At 62.2% G+C, this 18421-nt stretch carries 16 protein-coding genes and 1 pseudogene; 13 read left to right on the plus strand and 4 right to left on the minus strand.

The window, feature by feature from the left end:
• The first annotated feature begins 8 nt into the window (after positions 1-8).
• From AYM40_RS43380 to AYM40_RS08755, 12 genes and pseudogenes are all read left to right on the plus strand, one after another.
• Complete coding sequence (locus tag AYM40_RS43380; protein WP_082855018.1) at positions 9-1829, plus strand: amino acid ABC transporter permease/ATP-binding protein; 1821 nt, start codon at positions 9-11, stop codon at positions 1827-1829.
• A 221-nt stretch (positions 1830-2050) separates the two neighbouring features.
• Positions 2051-2650, plus strand: coding sequence for a 2'-5' RNA ligase family protein (locus AYM40_RS08705; protein WP_063495865.1), 600 nt, complete (start codon positions 2051-2053; stop codon positions 2648-2650).
• 554 nt (positions 2651-3204) lie between these two features.
• The gene (locus AYM40_RS08710; RefSeq protein ID WP_063495866.1) at positions 3205-3606 is read left to right on the plus strand and encodes a DUF1992 domain-containing protein; all 402 of its coding nucleotides are present in this window, start codon (positions 3205-3207) and stop codon (positions 3604-3606) included.
• Positions 3607-3770: 164 nt separating this feature from the next.
• Positions 3771-4319 (plus strand): annotated as a pseudogene (gene tadA / locus AYM40_RS08715) (tRNA adenosine(34) deaminase TadA); the annotation flags it as partial.
• A gap of 198 nt (positions 4320-4517) precedes the next feature.
• A complete protein-coding gene (gene ldcA, locus AYM40_RS08720; RefSeq protein ID WP_063495867.1) occupies positions 4518-5444 on the plus strand; it encodes a muramoyltetrapeptide carboxypeptidase in 927 nt (308 codons plus the stop codon).
• Between the two features lie 315 nt (positions 5445-5759).
• Entirely contained in the window at positions 5760-6500 is a 741-nt protein-coding gene (locus AYM40_RS08725) for a GntR family transcriptional regulator (RefSeq protein WP_063495868.1), read from the plus strand.
• A 336-nt stretch (positions 6501-6836) separates the two neighbouring features.
• Positions 6837-8318, plus strand: coding sequence for an NCS1 family nucleobase:cation symporter-1 (locus tag AYM40_RS08730; RefSeq protein WP_063495869.1), 1482 nt, complete (start codon positions 6837-6839; stop codon positions 8316-8318).
• Between the two features lie 24 nt (positions 8319-8342).
• Complete coding sequence (locus AYM40_RS08735) at positions 8343-9209, plus strand: aspartate/glutamate racemase family protein (protein WP_063495870.1); 867 nt, start codon at positions 8343-8345, stop codon at positions 9207-9209.
• A gap of 274 nt (positions 9210-9483) precedes the next feature.
• A complete protein-coding gene (gene puuE, locus AYM40_RS08740) occupies positions 9484-10434 on the plus strand; it encodes an allantoinase PuuE (protein WP_063495871.1) in 951 nt (316 codons plus the stop codon).
• The gene (uraD, locus tag AYM40_RS08745; protein ID WP_063495872.1) at positions 10431-10952 is read left to right on the plus strand and encodes a 2-oxo-4-hydroxy-4-carboxy-5-ureidoimidazoline decarboxylase; all 522 of its coding nucleotides are present in this window, start codon (positions 10431-10433) and stop codon (positions 10950-10952) included. Before puuE ends, uraD begins: the two co-directional genes overlap by 4 nt.
• Before the next feature lie 73 nt (positions 10953-11025).
• The gene (gene alc / locus AYM40_RS08750; protein ID WP_063495873.1) at positions 11026-12039 is read left to right on the plus strand and encodes an allantoicase; all 1014 of its coding nucleotides are present in this window, start codon (positions 11026-11028) and stop codon (positions 12037-12039) included.
• Positions 12036-12548, plus strand: coding sequence for an ureidoglycolate lyase (locus tag AYM40_RS08755; protein WP_063495874.1), 513 nt, complete (start codon positions 12036-12038; stop codon positions 12546-12548). Before alc ends, AYM40_RS08755 begins: the two co-directional genes overlap by 4 nt.
• Before the next feature lie 125 nt (positions 12549-12673).
• On the opposite strand, the gene AYM40_RS08760 is transcribed toward AYM40_RS08755, so the two are convergent.
• The 4 genes from AYM40_RS08760 to uraH form a co-directional block, all read right to left on the minus strand.
• Positions 12674-14023 carry a type II toxin-antitoxin system HipA family toxin gene (locus tag AYM40_RS08760; RefSeq protein ID WP_063495875.1) on the minus strand — a complete coding sequence of 450 codons (1350 nt, stop codon included), beginning with the start codon at positions 14021-14023 and terminating at the stop codon, positions 12674-12676.
• The gene (locus AYM40_RS08765; RefSeq protein ID WP_054035321.1) at positions 14020-14286 is read right to left on the minus strand and encodes a helix-turn-helix domain-containing protein; all 267 of its coding nucleotides are present in this window, start codon (positions 14284-14286) and stop codon (positions 14020-14022) included. Before AYM40_RS08765 ends, AYM40_RS08760 begins: the two co-directional genes overlap by 4 nt.
• A 269-nt stretch (positions 14287-14555) precedes the next feature.
• The gene (locus AYM40_RS08770; protein ID WP_063495876.1) at positions 14556-15749 is read right to left on the minus strand and encodes a urate hydroxylase PuuD; all 1194 of its coding nucleotides are present in this window, start codon (positions 15747-15749) and stop codon (positions 14556-14558) included.
• Between the two features lie 345 nt (positions 15750-16094).
• On the minus strand, positions 16095-16448 hold the full coding sequence (uraH, locus tag AYM40_RS08775; RefSeq protein WP_012433320.1) for a hydroxyisourate hydrolase: 354 nt from the start codon (positions 16446-16448) through the stop codon (positions 16095-16097).
• Between the two features lie 526 nt (positions 16449-16974).
• On the opposite strand from uraH, the gene AYM40_RS08780 reads away from it, so the two are divergent.
• Positions 16975-18372 (plus strand): 8-oxoguanine deaminase, encoded by a 1398-nt coding sequence (locus AYM40_RS08780; protein ID WP_063495877.1) that lies wholly within the window; start codon positions 16975-16977, stop codon positions 18370-18372.
• Positions 18373-18421: the final 49 nt, after the last annotated feature.

The following is an 18421-nucleotide window of genomic DNA, read 5'->3' on the forward strand; positions in this document are numbered from 1 at the left end:
ACAGCATCATGAGCGACACCACCCAGCTTGGCGGTCCCGCTCACGCGGTTCATGCGGGAAACGCGATCGGCACCAATGAAGGTCACGACTACGCGCGCTATCGGATCGTGCCGGCGCGGCATCGTGCGCGCACGGCCGCAACCGTGCTGGCCATCGTCCTGCTCGGGCTCGTCCTGAACTCGATACTCGGCAATCCGCGCTGGGGCTGGGGCGTGTTCGCGCAGTGGTTTTTCGCCGAACCGGTGCTCTCGGGACTTGCGCGTACGCTTGTGCTTACGGCGCTCGGCGCACTCTTCGGCTTTGCGCTCGCGACGCCGCTGGCATTGGCGCGTGTTTCGCGTTCTCCGCTGCTGGCGGGCTGTGCGTGGGCCTTCATCTGGCTGTTCCGCTCGATCCCGCCGATCGTGCTGCTGCTCCTGCTGAACAACCTTGGCTATCTGTACGAGACGATCTGGATCGGTGTGCCGTTCACACACTTCGTGCTGCTGAACGAATCGACCACCGATCTGATCAGTCCATTCTTTGCGGCGGTGCTCGGGCTCACGCTGAACCATGCCGCCTTCTCGGCCGAGGCAATCCGCGGCGGAATTCTGTCCGTCGACCACGGGCAACGCGAAGCGGCCGCCGCGCTCGGCTTGCCGGGCGCCCGCCAGGTCAGGCGTATCGTACTGCCGCAGGCGATACGCTCGATTTTGCCGACCGCCTTCAACGACGTGATTGGTCTCGCGAAAGGCACCTCGGTTGTCTATATCCTCGCGATGCCGGACTTGTTCTACACAGTGCAGATCATCTATCACCGCAACCTGGAGGTGATTCCGCTGCTGATGGTCGCGACAGTCTGGTATCTGATCATCCTGACCGGGCTGTCGGCGATCCAGGTTCATATCGAACGGTACTACGCACGCGGCGCGACGCGCGAGCAGGTGGCGGTGTCGCCGTTGACCGCGCTATTCGGGCGCTGGCGTACCGCGCGTGCTGCTCGTAGCGAAACCCCGGCGCAGTCGGATCGGCAGCATCGCGCGCGCGAGTCGCTGGAACAGGCAACGGGAGGCTGGGCTCAGCAACGCGTCGGCGGCAGGGTTGGGATCCATAACGTGTCGAAAAGCTTCGGCATGCTGAAGGTGCTCGACAACGTCTCGTTGTCGTTCCCGTCGGGCAGCGTTACGGTGATTCTCGGCCAGTCGGGCTCGGGCAAATCGACGTTGCTGCGCTCGATCAATCACCTCGAACGCGTCGACGACGGCTTCATCGACATCGACGGCGAACTCGTCGGGTATCGCCGCGATGGGCGCACGCTCTACGAGTTGAAAGAGCGGGACGTTCTTCAGCGCCGCCGCGACGATGTCGGGATGGTGTTCCAGAGCTTCAACCTGTTTCCCCATCTGACGGCGCTCGAAAACCTTATCGAGGCGCCGCTCGCGGCGGGCGTGCCGCGCGCGCAGGCAGAAGCGGCGGCGCGTGTTCTGCTCGCGCGCGTGGGACTCGCCGGCAAGGCGAATGCGTGGCCGCGCCAGCTATCCGGGGGCCAGCAGCAGCGCGTGGCGATTGCGCGTGCGCTTGCGCTGAAGCCCAAGGTTCTGCTGTTCGACGAACCCACGTCGGCACTCGATCCGGAACTCGTCAACGAAGTGCTGGACGTAATCCGTCAGCTTGCGCGTTCCGGCACGACGCTGATCATTGTCACGCACGAGATCGGCTTTGCGCGCGAGGTCGCCGACACGATCGTGTTCATGGATGGTGGCCGGATCGTGGAGTCCGGTCCGCCGTCGAGCGTGCTCGGTGCCCCGGCTCATCCGCGCACCCGCGAATTTCTTTCGAAGGTGCTCTAAAACGAGTACCGCCAGCGTCTTGAGCAATTCCATGTTGTCATTGATACTGTATGAATGTACAGTGTTGTGCGTGGACGGCTAGCGCGTGCAAGTTTATTGAGCGGAAGCGGGGCGTGCTGAACCTCGCCCCGTCGCGTTATAAAAATTTCGGATGCGCGGGCAAGCCTGCGTTGATGAGAGGAGATTTTTTCAAATGTCTGCGTCACCCATTCAGGCGCGCCATGCCTGAGCAACTCTGGCTGCCCGGACTCGAGGCGCCACCTGTGCCGACAGACGGCTTGTTCTTCGCCGTCTTTCCAGATGCGCATACGGCGGCGAACATCTCGAAGCTGGCGCAACAGCTCTGCGGGGAGACGCGCTCGAAGAGCAAGCCTCTTGCGGCCAACCGTATGCACGTTACGTTGCTTCACCTCGGGAATTTCGCGGGAGGTTTGCCGCAAGCACGGGTGGATGCGGCCATGAGTGCGGCCGCGTCGATCAGAATGGAGCCTTTTAGCGTCGAGTTCGACAGTGCGCTCAGTTTTGCGCTGAAGCCGCGGCCGGGGCCACTGGTGTTGGGTGGCGACGAGGGTGTCGTTGGACTCCACGCGCTTCATGACGCACTCGTATTGGCATTGGAAAACGCTGGATTTGGCGACCGCGCGGTCTCGTCAAATACGCCGTACACCCCGCACGTGACCCTCGCTTACGGCATGCCCTGGGTCGCGACACGTTCTGTCGAAGCCGTCAGTTGGAACGTGCGTGAATTTGCTCTGGTGCACAGCCTGCTCGGGCGTACCCGACACGTTGTTCTGGCGCGCTGGCCATTGGCGGCCGGGTGAATGTACGGATTCGCGTCGGCCGTCGTAAAGTCAATGCGTCGAGGGGTGCCGGACTAGAACCGCACGCCAGTCGCGCAACCGCCGGCAAAGCCGCCGCCGCTTCCGCCCGCACCTCCGCAGAACACGCCGCAGCCTGATAGCGCGGCCGATATCGCAACGGCCGCCAATGTCGTACGTAGGCATCGCTTGAAGGCATGCTTTCGGCGCGGCGCAGTCAATGCAGTCAGGCATGGATCGAGGTGTGCGGCGCAAGCTGGAAGGGCAGTGTAGAAGCGGTGGTCGGTGATTCCGGATTGCATAGCGTAAGTGGACTCCATGAAAGGGGGCAGGTGCAGGCGCCCGTTTTCTCGGCGCATGACGAAAGATATTCGTAAGTTTTTGCCGATACGAAAAGCGGTGGCGTTGGCGGCGCCGGCAATCCTCCACCCTAATCCACGCCACGCGCGCGCTCAAATACGCAAAATCTGAAAACCAGGGGGATTCGTCGGTCTGACAGCCAGAACCAGTGCACGCTCCCTGATAGAATGCTTGGGCCGCAACGTAGTGGACTGCAGATGAAATTGCTTGATGCGTTAGTCGAACAGCGTATTGCCGCCGCAGCCGCGCGCGGTGAGTTCGATGATTTGCCGGGCGCGGGCGCGCCGCTGCCCCTGGAGGACGATGCACTGGTCCCGGAGGAAGTGCGCGTCGCCAACCGGATTTTGAAAATTGCAGGTTTCGTGCCGCCGGCTGTCGAGCAGCTGCACGCCTTGCGCGACCTGCAAGCGGAGCTGAATGCCGTGAGCGACCGGGCTGCCCGCTGCCGTCTCCAGGCGCGCATGCTGGCGCTCGATATGGCTCTTGAATCGCTGCGCGGCGGCCCGCTGGTCCTGCCGCGCGAATACTGCCGCCGCATTGCCGAGCGGCTGTCGGAGCGCGTCGGCAACCTCAGTTTGGCCGATGCGGGTTCGCAGTGAGCGAGCCGCTTCCCCGCTCCGTCACGCCAGTTCCGGAGTCTGTCGAGTACCGCGAATCGGCTGAGGCGGTCACATTGGCGGCTGCCCAGGCCGGATCCGTTGGTCCCGATGCGCCAGCACTCGCGGCGAGTGATCCAACGCCAACTGCTGCCGCCAGTGGGCGGATCGACACCCCCACGCCAGACGAATCGCCCACACCGCCTGCCTCGGAGCGCGATCGCCGCTTCATGGCGCTCGCCCAGGCCGCTGCCGAAGAGGCCCGCGCAGCCGGCGAAGTACCGGTTGGCGCGGTGCTCGTGCGGGGCGACGAGGTCATCGCCACAGGGTTCAACCATCCGATCGGCGCTCACGACCCGTCGGCACATGCGGAAATGATCGCATTGCGCGCAGCCGCGCAAGCTGTCGGAAATTACCGTCTGCCGGGCTGCGAGCTGTATGTGACGCTGGAACCTTGCCTGATGTGCGCCGGTGCGATCATGCATGCGCGCATCGCACGCGTCGTGTTCGGGGCGCGCGATCCGAAAACCGGAGCGTGCGGCAGTGTCGTCGATGCATTCGCGAATCCGCAATTGAATCACCACACCACGGTGACCGGCGGCGTGCTCGAAACCGAATGCGGCGCCGCGCTCAAATCGTTCTTTGCCGAGCGGCGGCGCGCAAGCCGTGAAGCACGCGCGGCGGCACGGGCCGAAGCGCTCGCCGTAGCCGGCGGCGAAGCACAGCCCGCTGCGCACATCGGAGCACGCCGCGAGACACAGGTTGAAGCACAGATCGACGCGCACGTGGTAGCGCGCAGCGAAGCGCACGCCGAAGCACGCGCCGAAGCGCACGTCGAAGCAGACTCCGCAGCACGCAGCGAACCGGGGCCGGCTGAGCCGCTCTAAAACAACAACGTCCAACAGGTCTTGCCAATGACCGTCCATCGCACCATTGAGTTAATCGCGCCGTCCGGGTATCCGCATGATTCCGAGGTGCTGCATCGCGCGTTGCATCGCTTGCATGCGCAGGGGCATCGCGTCGAAGGTGTGGAGGTGACAAGGCGCCGCTACCAACGCTTCGCGGGCACCGACGGCGAGCGTGCCGCCGATCTCAACCGGCTGGCGGACCCCGCGCGTAAGTTGCCCGACATCGTGCTAGCCGTGCGTGGCGGCTATGGCGCGGTGCGCGTCCTCCACGGACTCGACTACGAAGGGCTGCAACGGCGCTTGGCCGAGCAGCCTGTCGCGCTGGTGGGTCATAGCGATTTCACCGCGGTGCAGCTTGCTTTGCTGGCACGCGCCGGCCTGAAAACGTTCGGCGGCCCGATGTTGATGAGCGACTTCGGCGCAGAAGATCTGAGCGAATTCACCATGCAGCACTTCTGGTCCGCGCTGACCGGACCGACCATGACGGTGACGAGCCATGTGCCGCAAGCGCAAACTGCCGACGTGACGGGCATGTTGTGGGGCGGCAATCTGGCAGTGGTGACGTCGCTGATCGGTACGCCGTACATGCCGCCGGTGCAGGGCGGCATTCTGTTCCTCGAAGATGTCAACGAGCAGCCGTTCCGGCTCGAACGGATGCTTTATCAGTTGCACCTGTCGGGCATCCTCGCGCAGCAGCAGGCGCTTGTGCTCGGCGATTTCTCTGGCGGCAAACCGTACGATTACGACAACGGCTACGACCTGCGCGCGATGATCGAGCAGGTGAGGTCGGTGATCCGGATTCCGGTCATTACCGGTCTGCAATTCGGCCATATGCCCAACATGCTGACGCTGCCGGTTGGCGCGGACGCGCACCTCGTCGCCAACGCACACGGATTCAAACTGACGGTATCGGGCTATCCGACCCTCGCCTGAAGCGGCGTGAGGCGGGGAGGCGGGCGTTTGCCCGCTTTATTTTCAAATCAATCACGCAACTAACGGTCAATATTTCAAGACCACACCCGATAGATCCGCCCCACGAAGGCCCCTCACTTTGTTGACAAAAACCGTCACCCATAGACGACCGTCCCATACATTAATTAAACTGATATTGAAGCAGAGTAAGGCCTGCGTGGGCTATCCGCCAAGCCACGCTATGGTCCGGGTGTCTGGATTGTCGAAATTCAAGACAAAAATTGTTGACAATCTTTATGTCCATCCTATGATGACAACCATACCGAGACGCACATCATGTCCGACACAGACTCCGCAGCCGCGAATAGTTCGAAACCCGAAGCGATCGCCGAGCGCATCCGCGCGGCGATCCTCGAGCATCGGCTCGCACCGGGCGCCAAGCTGACAGAAGCACAGTTGTGCGAAGTATTCGGCGTGAAGCGCGGGCCGATCCGGCAGGCGCTCGCGCAACTGGCCACCGACCACCTCGTCGACCTGGAACCGAATCGTGGTGCGTTTGTTGCCAGCCCGTCGCTGCAGGAAGTGCATGAGGTGTTCGAAATGCGCCGGATCATCGAGCTGGCCGTGGTTGAAAAGATTTGCGGCGGTCATGGCATGCGCCGTTTGAAGAGCATTGGCAGCATGATCGGCCGTGAACGCAAAGCGTTCGAAACACGTGATTTTCCGGCGTGGATTCGTCTGTCGGGCGAGTTCCATACCGAGCTGGCCGGGCTCACCGGCAACGCCGTGCTGTGCGATTGCCTGAACGGACTGGTGGCGCGCTCCACGCTGATTTCGGCGCTGTACGAGTCGCTCGGACGCAGCCCTTGCTCGTTCGAAGACCATGAAGCGATTCTCGCCGCGCTCGACGCCGGCGACGCAAAAGAGGCGGCGGCACTGATGTCGCGCCATTTGCAAAGCGTCGAGTTGAAGATGCTGGAGCGCCCCGCACGTGGCGCAGCCGATCTGCATGAAGTGTTCGGCGCACTGAACGGCGCACCGAAGGAAGCTCATGGACCCAAGTCCGCGCCAGGCTGAGGCAGGCGGCCGGTGCGCGCTCGTTGCTGGTGCGCGCCGCACTGAATTGAACTGAACCGAGTCAGGCGTTGTAAGGCGGCTCGGCGTGAGCGCTGCCCGCTTGCGCACGCGTGGCCGTCACGGGACGACAGCCTTGGAGTAGTAACGCATCGCCGGGAATCCGCGGCGACAGGCGGTGCGATAACCACAAGTACATCAAGTACGGAGACACCCGCGGCGCGGTCAATGAGTCGGCTCGACCCTCCTGTTTCCCGATCGGGAAGAAGAGGGTGGCTGGCATGGCCGATGCAACATCCTTCGATTTGTTATCGACGGTCCCTATCCCAAGGAGGAATCATGGCTGAGTTCAGCGCAGCGCCCGGCAGTCCCGCAATTCCCACATACGCAGACGGCGGCGCGTCCAGCGATCCGTCGATACCCGCAGGCTACAGCGAGAGGCTGTACAACGAAGACCTGGCGCCGCTGCGCCATCAAACCTGGGGCGCTTACAACATCTTCGCATTCTGGATGTCGGACGTGCACAGTGTCGGCGGCTATGTGTTCGCGGGTAGTCTGTTTGCGCTTGGGCTGACGAGCTGGCAGGTGCTGATCGCGCTGCTGGTCGGCATTACGATTGTCAACCTGCTCTGCAACCTGATTGCCAAGCCGAGCCAGGCGAACGGCGTGCCTTATCCGGTGGCTTGCCGCGCAACGTTCGGCGTGCTCGGCGCGAATATTCCTGCCGTGATTCGTGGCTTGATCGCGGTCGCATGGTATGGAATCCAAACTTATCTGGCTTCGAGCGCGCTGGTGATCGTGGTGCTGAAGTTCGTCCCGCAGCTATTGCCGTACGCGGACGTGCATCATCATGGTTTCATGGGTCTCTCCACCTTGGGCTGGGCCGGTTTCATGTTGCTGTGGGTATTGCAGGCGCTGGTGTTCTGGCACGGCATGGAGACCATCAAGAAGTTCATCGACTTCGCGGGTCCGGCGGTCTATGTGGTGATGTTCATTCTCGCCGGCTACATGGTGTATCGCGCAGGATGGCGAAACATCGGAATCAACCTGGGCGGCGTTAAATATCACGGCATGGAAGTCGTGCCGGTGATGATCACGGCGATTTCGCTGGTGGTGTCGTACTTCTCCGGCCCGATGCTGAATTTCGGCGACTTTTCCCGCTACGGCAAGAGTTTTCGCAGCGTGCAGCGCGGCAACTTCTGGGGGCTGCCGGTCAACTTCCTCGCCTTTTCGCTGGTGACGGTGGTCACGACCGCCGCCACGCTGCCGGTGTTTGGCCAACTGATCACGGACCCGGTCGAAACGGTGGGTCGTATCGACTATCCGACCGCGGTGATTCTCGGTGCATTGACCTTCACGATTGCGACTATCGGCATCAACATCGTCGCTAACTTCGTGTCGCCAGCCTTCGACTTCTCGAATGTCGCGCCGCGTCTGATCAGCTGGCGTGCGGGCGGCATGCTCGCGGCGGTGGCATCGATCTTCATCACGCCGTGGAACCTGTTCAACAATCCGGCGGTAATTCATTACACACTCGATGTACTCGGCAGTTTCATTGGACCGTTATATGGTGTCCTGATTGTTGATTACTTTCTCGTGAAACGTCAAAAGATCGTGCTCGATGACCTCTACTCGGTTTCTCCGAACGGCTCGTACTGGTACAGGAATGGTGTCAACTACCGCGCCGTAGCTGCATTGCTGCCGGCTGCGATCATCGCCGTGATCTGCGTGATGGTGCCGACGCTCGACGGGCTGGCCAATTTCTCGTGGTTCATCGGGGCCGGATTGGGTGCAGTGTTTTACCGCGCGCTCGCTCGCTGAGCCAGTACTTCAACAGGAGTCGCTATGCGCATCAAACTGATCAATCCGAATACGACGCAACGCATGACCGAGGCGATGGGCCGCTGCGCGCGTGAAGTCGCCGCGCCCGGCACCGAAGTGATCGCGGTCAGTCCGACGATGGGGCCGCCGTCGATAGAAGGCTATTACGACGAAGCGCTCGCGACGCCCGGCTTGCTGGCCGAAGTTATCGCCGGCGAGCGCGAGGGCTGCGACGGGTACGTGATCGCCTGCTTCGGCGACCCCGGGTTATACGCAGCCCGCGAGTTGGCGCGCGGACCGGTGATCGGCATCGCCGAAGCGGCAATGCATGCCGCGAGCGTGCTGGCACCGGGGTTTTCGGTTGTGACCACGCTGGCGCGCACCTGCGGCATGGCGTGGCATCTCGCCGAGCGCTACGGCATGAAGCGCTTTTGCCGCAACGTGCGTGCCACCGACGTTGCCGTGCTGGACCTGGATAAGCCTGGCTCGGCGGCGCGCCGCATCATTCTCGACGAATGCCGGCGCGCGCTGGAGGAGGACGGGTCGGACGCGATCGTGCTCGGTTGCGCTGGCATGGCCGAATTGTGCGCGGAGATCGAAGATGCCCTGGGCGCGCCGGTGATCGAGGGCGTGACGGCGGCGGTTAAATGGACCGAAGCGCTGGTCGCGCTGCGGCTGTCGACCGCCAAGCGGGGCGATTATGCGCGGCCGCTGGCCAAGCGCTATGACGGCGCGCTGGAAGCCTTCAGCCCGACCGATGCGGACCCAAATCCACAGCCGCCTCGCGATTCGGCCGCACGTGCCGCGGAAAGCGCAAATTCGACTGGCTTACTGCGGGTAAACACCACGGAACGCCCGGTGGGGCCGGCTCCGCACATACATCCAGTCTGACACGCACTATCTGCCCGGGTGTATGGGCGCACCCGGGTGTTTTCGCTACACTGGTCCCACTCGGCGCTGGTACCCGAACGCTATTTTGCTGCTGCTTCTGGTGCCGCTACTCAGGGCCGTCTCGGCCCGCGCCGGCATGCGTGAGAGGCAATCGCGGGCAACCGGACACAAGCACACGCATGCAGAAGGCACGCCAACTCCACGTGCATGTCACGTGAGTTTCACGCGAATTTTACGCGAATTTTACGTATCGTCATCACGCTTTCGTCAAACCATGCCACTCGACTCGAACTACCCACGCGATCTGATCGGCTACGGCCGCCACCCGGTGCAGGCGAACTGGCCGGGTCGAGCGCGCGTCGCGGTGCAATTCGTCCTGAACTACGAAGAAGGCGGTGAAAACTGCGTGCTGCACGGCGATCCCGGCTCGGAGCAGTTTCTGTCGGAAATCGTCGGCGCGGCGTCTTATCCGGCGCGGCACATGAGCATGGAGTCGATCTACGAATACGGCTCGCGTGCAGGCGTGTGGCGCATCCTGCGAGAATTCGAAAAGCGCGGCCTGCCGCTCACGGTGTTCGGCGTCGGCATGGCGATCGAACGGCATCCTGATCTGGGGCGCGCGTTCGTCGAGCTCGGTCATGAGATCGCTTGCCACGGCTATCGCTGGATTCATTACCAGGACGTGTCGCCGGAACAAGAGGCGGAGCACATGCGCCTCGGCATGGAAGCGATCGAGCGCATCACCGGCGCGCGCCCGCTCGGCTGGTACACCGGCCGCGACAGTCCCAACACGCATCGTCTGGTCGCCGAATACGGCGGCTTCCTGTACGACTCGGATTACTACGGCGACGATCTGCCGTTCTGGATGGACGTCGACGTGACGGGCGGCGCCAAGAGCCCGCAACTGATCGTGCCGTACACGCTCGACACCAACGATATGCGCTTTGCGAGCCCGCAAGGCTTCAACACCGCGGACCATTTCTTCACCTATCTGCGCGACGCATTCGACGTGCTTTACGAAGAAGGCGACGAAGCACCGAAGATGCTGTCGATCGGCATGCACTGCCGTCTGCTCGGCCGCCCGGGCCGCTTCCGTGCGCTGCAACGTTTTCTCGACCATATCGAACAGCACGATCGCGTGTGGGTGACGCGGCGCGTCGATATCGCGCGTCACTGGCGCGAACATCACCCTTACCAACAAAACAACCGCGGGGCAGCGGCATGAAGGCGATGCAATACACTCTGGATCAACTCAACAGCACCTCGACCGACGCGTTCGTCGCGGCGCTGTCGGGCATTTTCGAGCACTCGCCGTGGGTCGCGGAAATTGCCGCGCAGCAACGGCCGTTTGCCAGCATCGACGAACTGCATAGCAAGATGTCGAACATCGTCGAGACTGCCGGTGAAGAGAAGCAACTGGCGTTGATCAACGCCCACCCGGAGCTCGCCGGCAAGGCTGCGGTGCGCGGCGAACTGACGGCCGAATCCACGCGAGAGCAGAGCGGCGCGGGCCTCGCCCAATGCACACAGGAAGAATTCGACAGGCTACTGGCGCTGAACAGCGCCTATCGCGAGAAGTTCGGTTTTCCGTTCATCCTCGCGGTGCGCGGTTACGACCGCCACGGCATCATCGCGAACTTCGAGGCGCGCGTGAACAATAGCCGCGCCGACGAATTGCGCGCGAGCCTCGATCAGATCTACCGCATCGCACGTTTCCGGCTCGGCGACCTGATCGACGCGTAAGGTTTCAACTACGCGTCGCGGACCTCGAACCGAAACGTTTTTTCAGCACTAGCAAACATAAAGGAAGACAAAGATGGCACTCCCGATTCTCGACCCGAACGCACCGGAATTCACGCGCCGCTATGTGAACCTGGCGGATCCGCGCCTGGGTGCGCAGGCGCTCGAGGCCAGCGACGATTTCTTCGCACCGAAGGAACGTATGCTGAATCCAGAGCCGGCCGTCTTCATTCCAGGCAAGTACGACGACAACGGCAAGTGGATGGACGGCTGGGAAACGCGTCGCAAGCGCGCCAACGGTTACGACTGGTGCGTCGTGAAGCTCGCGCGTCCGGGCGTGATCAAGGGTCTCGACCTCGACACCAGCCACTTCACGGGCAACTTCCCGCCGGCCGCTTCGGTCGAGGCTGCGCGCGTCGTGGACGGCGTGCCGAACCAGTCGACGCAATGGACCGAAATCGTCCCGTCGACCACGCTGCAAGGTAACAGCCATCACTATCACGAAGTCAGCGACGCGAACGCCTACACGCACCTGCGCGTGAACATCTACCCGGACGGCGGCATTGCACGTCTGCGTGTTTATGGCCAGCCGCAAGTCGACTGGGCAGGCGCAAGCCGCACCGAGCAGTTCGATCTGGCCGCGATGGAAAACGGCGCGTATCTGGTCGCGGCGAACAACCAGCACTTCGGCGCTGCATCGACGATTCTGATGCCGGGCCGCGGCGTGAACATGGGCGACGGCTGGGAAACGCGCCGCCGCCGTGAACCGGGCAATGACTGGGCGATCGTCGCGCTGGCGCAACCGGGCGTGATCAGGAAGATCGAAGTCGATACGGCTCACTTCAAAGGCAACTATCCTGACCGTTGCTCGATCCAGGCCGCGTATGTAACGGGCGGCACGGATAGCTCGCTGATCACTCAAGCCATGTTCTGGCCGGTGCTGCTGGGCGAGCAGAAGCTGAAGATGGACAACCAGCACTATTTCGAAAGCGAAATCGCGGCACTGGGTCCGGTCACGCACGTGCGCTTCAACATCATTCCGGACGGCGGCGTGTCGCGTCTGCGTCTGTGGGGCACGCTCGCATCATGAAAACGCTGGCTATCGAACCGTTGACGAAGGAAGCGTTCGCCGCGTTCGGCGACGTGATCGAACTCGAAGGCGCGAAGCAGATTCCGATCAACCTCGGCACCACGATCCGCTATCACGATCTCGCGAAAGTGGACGTGACCGACGAGAACGGCCGCACGCTGGTGAACCTGTTTCGCGGTCAGCCGCGCACGTTGCCGTTCGAAGTGAAGATGCTCGAACGTCATCCGCTGGGCAGCCAGGCCTTCGTGCCGCTGAACGACAAGCCGTATCTGGTGGTCGTGGCGCCGGCGGGCGAGTTGGACCCGAAGCAGATTCGTGCGTTCGTGACGAGCGGCTGGCAAGGTGTGAACTATGCGAAGGGCATCTGGCACCATCCGCTGATCGCATTGGGCGGCGTGAGCGACTTTATCGTCGTCGATCGCGGCGGCGATGGACTGAACCTGAACGAGCAGGATTTGGGCGAGTCGCTCTGGCTGACTGAAGATGCGTTGAGCGCGGTGACCGTTTGAGGTCGTTGCCTTAGGTTGCCTTCGCGTAATACGGTGAGCAGGTTGGTTATAAAAAAGCCCACAGTGCAGAACGCTGTGGGTTTTTGATTTGCGGACCACCACGCTATGGGGCGCAATATGGTTGGTCAGTTGCGCTTGCCGAGAAGCGGTGAACGCCCGATGACTTCACGCGCATGTTCAGCCGGCTCCGGTGCGGAAAATCCCGCCGCTTCGATCGCCGGTTTGAGTCCTTTGAACTGCAAGCTCTTCTTCGGCGATCGCAACGACGCCATACCGTCGTCCCACGCATGCAGCATCTGCTTGGCGACGTTACGCCACTGCGACTCGTTGCGCGCCGCTTCGATCAACTCGTGACCGACGGCGACCGCCGAGTCGCATAACGCTTCGACCATCTGCGCGTATTGCCGCGGGGCGATTCCCATCCGTGTGTTGAAAAATCGTTCGAGCGTTTTGCCTGCCGCCCAGGTTTTACGTCCGTCGATCGGCAGGCCCGGCGGATTGGCCGCGAATCGCGGATAAGCCTGCGTCGTGACGATGTCGTAGACGGGTGTAAACGCGACGTCATCCACGGACGTGTAAAACAGCGCGACATTCTTCGTATGGCAATCCGCGTTGCGCACGACGTAGTTTGTCAGCAAGTGCCAGCCGAGATGCTCGAGTTGCTGCCGCATGCTGTCGCGATCGAGCAGGTAGGCACGTGCGGCATTGAGCATCTTTTCGCTGGTCGAATTGTATTTTTCGTGCGGCGGCAGGCCCAATAGACCGCACATGTCCTCCACGCCGTACGCGGGTAGTCCCTGCGCATCCACGTCGAAACGCTCGACGATCAACGCGCGCCCATCGTCCGACATCTGCGTGCGCGCGACCGGCGCTACGCCGAGCCGTTCGAGCACGCGCATCGAGTAGAACTCGTTGAAGCCGAGAAACGGCGTGTTGTCGTCGGAGCCTTTGACGATGTGGCGGCTCGTTCGGATTGTTGGTTTGCCGAGCGGCATCGGCGCGGACGCGCCGGAAACTTCCGCCTGCGGCGCGATGAACTTCGGCACGGCGCCCGAGATGGCGGCGCGTGCATATTCGCGCACCAGTGAAGCAAAATGTTCGGCCGTGTTGTCACCGTGCAGGATGTCCTGCACATCCAGCGCTTGCAGTTCGGTGCCCGGCGCGAGGCCTTCCGGCGTTACGGTGACGCGGCCAATCCCCATGGCGCCGACTACGGCCAGCAGTGACAGATCGGTGCCGTCGAGCAGGGGGCCGAATTGCTCGCGGATCAGATTCAGCAGGTAGCCTTCCGGCAGGTTCTGCCGGAAAAACGGATGCAGGTCGCGTGGCCAGCGCCAGGCCTCTTCGCGTACCGGCATGGTCAGGCTGACGAAGTCGGCCACCGTCGCATCACGGTTGTATTTGAGGACGTAGTCGTCGCGCTCGCGAAACAGCGTGGCGACGTGCTTGCCCAGTACCTGAACGTCGAGCCTCATGAGTCCGCGTCCGGCATGCGTTGTTCAGCCAGGATATCTTCGAGCGTGCGCCCGTGACCGTGGGCGACGAACTTGAGGTCGTAGCCGGCCGCTTCGAGCAGGCGCACGAGCACCGACACGCTCATATCGTTTTTGGCGAGCGTTTCCATACGCGCGACGGTGGTGCGCGCGACGCCTGCGCGGCGCGCCAATTCCTCTTGAGACAGGTGGCTTTCGCGCCGAACGGCCTTCAACATGTCCGATACGTCAGCGAGATTGGTCATTTGTAGCCCCAGGGCATCAAATTGGCAGATGTTAGCCATATTGTAGCCCATAAGACACAATTTGTTCTTATGGTTTTGTGCCTCATGGGCTACATATTCATCAAGTATCTTTAAATTTGTGTCTCTTGGGCTACAATTTTACTGGTCATTCTGACAAGCTGTCCGGACCGAACGATCAACAAAAAAGCGGGCTTCCCGCTCACGCGAAAAGCCCGCTTCATGTTCTGCCAAGGTTCTGCAAAGCCGGGCGCAACGCGGCCACCAGCTCATTACTTCACCGCACCGCCTTCGAACCACGCGGCGATCTTCATCCGCTCGTCGTCGGTCATGTGTGTAACGTTGCCCAGCGGCATCGCCTTCAAGGTCACGGCCTGCTGATAGATCCGCTGTGCGTTCTGCGAGATCTCGTCCGGCGTATCCAGCAACACGCCAGCCGGGGCGCTGCCCATCATCGTCGGATGGGCGGAGTGGCATGCCACGCAGCGCTGTTGCAACACCGGCGCAATATCGGCCACCTTGACCGTCGGCGCATTCGCAGCTTGCGCTTGCGGCACGACCGGCTTCGGCATCGTCCAGAAGAGGGCGCCGAACATCAGCACGATACCGACCAGCGGCAGATACCACAGCACCTGGCCACGATGACGCATCACGAAGAACTGGCGAATCAGCGCGCCGGCCAGCATGATCATCAGGAGCACGACCCAGTTGTACTGATTCGTGTACGTCATCGCGTAGTGGTTCGACAGCATAGCGAACACCACCGGCAGCGTGAAATACGTGTTGTGCACCGAACGTTGCTTGCCGCGCTTGCCGTAGATCGGGTTCGGCGTTTCGCCCTTGAGCATCGCGGCAACCATCTTGCGCTGACCCGGGATGATCACGAAGAACACGTTCGCCGACATGATCGTTGCCAGCATCGCACCCATGATCAGGTAAGCCGCGCGGCCCGCGAAGATGTGGCACGCGAGGTACGCCGCGATCACCACATAAATGCCGACGCAGATGCCGAGTACCTTGTCTTTATTGCCGAGCAGACGGCACAGCGAGTCGTAGACGATCCAGCCGGCGGCGAGGAAGCCGAGAGCGGATGCGACGGCCACGACCGGACCCATATCCAGCACGTTCTTGTCGATCAGGTACGTGCTCGGCGAGAACAGATACAACACCGTGAAGAGGCTCGCGCCCGACAGCCACGTGGTGTACGACGGCCACTTGGACCAGTGCAGGTCGTCCGGCATTTCCGGCGGCGCGACGGTGTACTTCTGCATGTTGTAGAAGCCGCCGCCGTGCACGTGCCACAACTCGCCGAACACGCCGCGCTTGCGCTGGTTCGGGTCCGTAGGCGGTTTCAGGCTGTTGTCGAGCGCGACGAAATAGAACGATTCGCCAATCCAGGCGATGGCGGCGATGACGTGAAACCAGCGCAAGGCCAGATTCAGCCAGTCAGTGATAAAGCCTTCCATGAAACTCCTCCACTTCTGATTCGTTGTACGCACAACGACGCTTGTGCCTTGATTGCGCCTTCTGACTGCGCCTTCGGTGACCCGGCTGACGGGTCGTCGGCATGCGTTGCGTCGCCGCACAGACTGCGGGGTGTCCCCCAAGGGGACTTCTTTCAGGGCGAAAGACGCGGTGCGCTCAGTTCGCACGCGCCGTTTTTTATTGGAGCGTCAGGTCGGGTCGCTCGCGTTCGATTGCGCTTCGCGGGTGTCTCCTGGGAGCCGCACAGTGCAATCGGGCGCGCTCGGAAATACAACACGACTCCAACCTCGTCGTCCTCCAACGCCTATCGAAACCGCCCGGCGCGCCTAGCTGCCTCGATAGGTGCTGTACGACCACGGCGACACCAGCAGCGGCACGTGATAGTGCGCGCCGGCGTCGGCCACGCCGAAACGCAACACAACGCGATCGACGAAGCGCGGCTCCGGCACCTTCGTGCCGATCGACGCAAAGTAATCGCCAGCGCCGAACACGAGTTCGTATTCGCCCGCGACCAGTGCGTCGCCTTCGAGCAGCGGCTGGTCGCAGCGGCCGTCGTCATTGGTGGTGGTGGTTTTGAGCGCGCGGCGGGTGTCGCCGGAGAGCGCAAAGAGTTCGACCTTGATGCCCGCGCCGGGACGGCCGTTGGCGGTGTCGAGCACGTGGGTAGTGAGCTTTCCCATTCGCAATTTTCCTTATGTGAATGCGAGGTTTCGGCGGCGGCCCGATCCAGAATACGTTGCGGCGGATCGAGGCTCCACGTCAGTGGCTACATACCCGTCGGCGAATTGAAGCGAGCGCCGTGGCAGCCATTGTAAAAAGGATGTTCACGTCAGCGCGCGCGAGATAGGAAAGATAATACCTGGCGCATGACCGACAGCCTGTTGAAAGCCGCATCAAGTCGATTTGTTCGACCATTGCCGTACATTTAATCGTATGGGCGGATCGTACCGGCGCCAAAAAGGCCCACTATATCGGCAGTGTGAGGTTGAGTATCGCACTGGCGCGAGTTGTCAGCATTATTTTGGCCGTCGAAGGTTACACCTGTGCGCCGCAGCAAACGTGAGTCAATGCGGCACACCCCGAAGACGGCGGAAATACGCTGGGTAACCGGGCCAACGGCGTTCGACGGGACGCGGCGGCACGGTTGGCGTGCCGTCCCATCGCGTTCGAACGGCTTTGCACGGAAGCAATCAAGCGGAGAAGCGAATGACGATGGAGCAGGCGGCTATCAGGCCAAACAAGCCTAAGAAAACGATGCTGGTGAAGCATGCGGACGTGCTGGTCACGATGGACGGCGCCCGGCGCGAACTGCGCGACGGCGGCATATATATCGAGGACAACCGCATCGTCGCGGTCGGGCCGACAGCGGAATTGCCGCAAACGGCCGACGAAGTGCTGAACATGCGCGGCCACCTGGTGATTCCAGGGCTGGTGAATACGCACCACCATATGTATCAGAGCCTGACGCGCGCGATTCCGGCTGCGCAGAACGCGGAGCTGTTCGGCTGGCTGACCAACCTCTACAAGGTGTGGGCGAACCTCACACCGGAGATGATCGAAGTCTCGACCTTGACGGCGATGGCCGAACTGTTGCTGTCCGGTTGCACGACTTCGAGCGACCATCTGTATATCTACCCGAACGGCAGCCGCCTCGACGACAGCATCGTCGCGGCAGAGCGGATCGGCATGCGTTTTCACGCAGCGCGCGGCAGCATGAGCGTGGGGCAGAAGGACGGCGGTTTGCCGCCGGATTCGGTGGTCGAGCGTGAAGCGGACATCCTGAAGGACACGCAGCGTCTGATCGAGACGTACCACGACGAAGGGCGTTACGCGATGTTGCGCGTGGTGGTGGCGCCGTGCTCTCCGTTCTCGGTGAGCCGCGATCTGATGCGCGAATCGGCGGTGATGGCGCGGCATTACGGGGTGTCGCTGCACACGCACCTGGCGGAGAACGTCAACGACATCGCGTACAGCCGCGAGAAGTTCGGCATGACGCCGGCCGAGTATGCGGAAGACCTCGGCTGGGTCGGTCACGATGTATGGCATGCGCACTGTGTGCAACTCGACGACGCGGGCATTGAACTGTTCGCCCGCACGGGCACCGGCGTGGCGCATTGCCCGTGTTCGAACATGCGGCTGGCGTCGGGGATTGCGCCGGTCAAGCGGATGCGCGCGGCCGGTGTGCCGGTGGGCCTGGGCGTCGACGGTTCGGCCTCGAACGACGGCGCGCAAATGGTCGCGGAAGTGCGCCAGGCGCTGCTGCTGCAGCGGGTCGGCTTTGGGCCGGACGCGATGACCGCGCGTGAAGCCTTGGAGATTGCGACGCTAGGCGGCGCGAAGGTGCTGAATCGCGACGACATCGGCGCGCTGGCGCCGGGCATGGCAGCGGATTTCGTGTCCTTCGATCTGCGTCAGCCGCTGTTTGCGGGCGCGTTGCACGATCCGGTCGCGGCACTGGTGTTCTGCGCGCCGTCGCAGGTGAGCTATAGCGTGATCGGCGGCAAGGTGGTGGTGAAGAATGGCCAGTTGACGACGCTGGAACTCGGGCCGGTCATCGAGCAGCACAACCGGTTGGCAAAGACGCTTTACGAAGCGGCAGCGTAAGCGCAATGATGGAGTGAGAGCGAAATAGAAGAAGCAGGTCTATCGGCCT

It is taken from the genome of Paraburkholderia phytofirmans OLGA172, from assembly GCF_001634365.1.
In the GTDB taxonomy this organism is placed as follows: Bacteria; Pseudomonadota; Gammaproteobacteria; order Burkholderiales; family Burkholderiaceae; genus Paraburkholderia.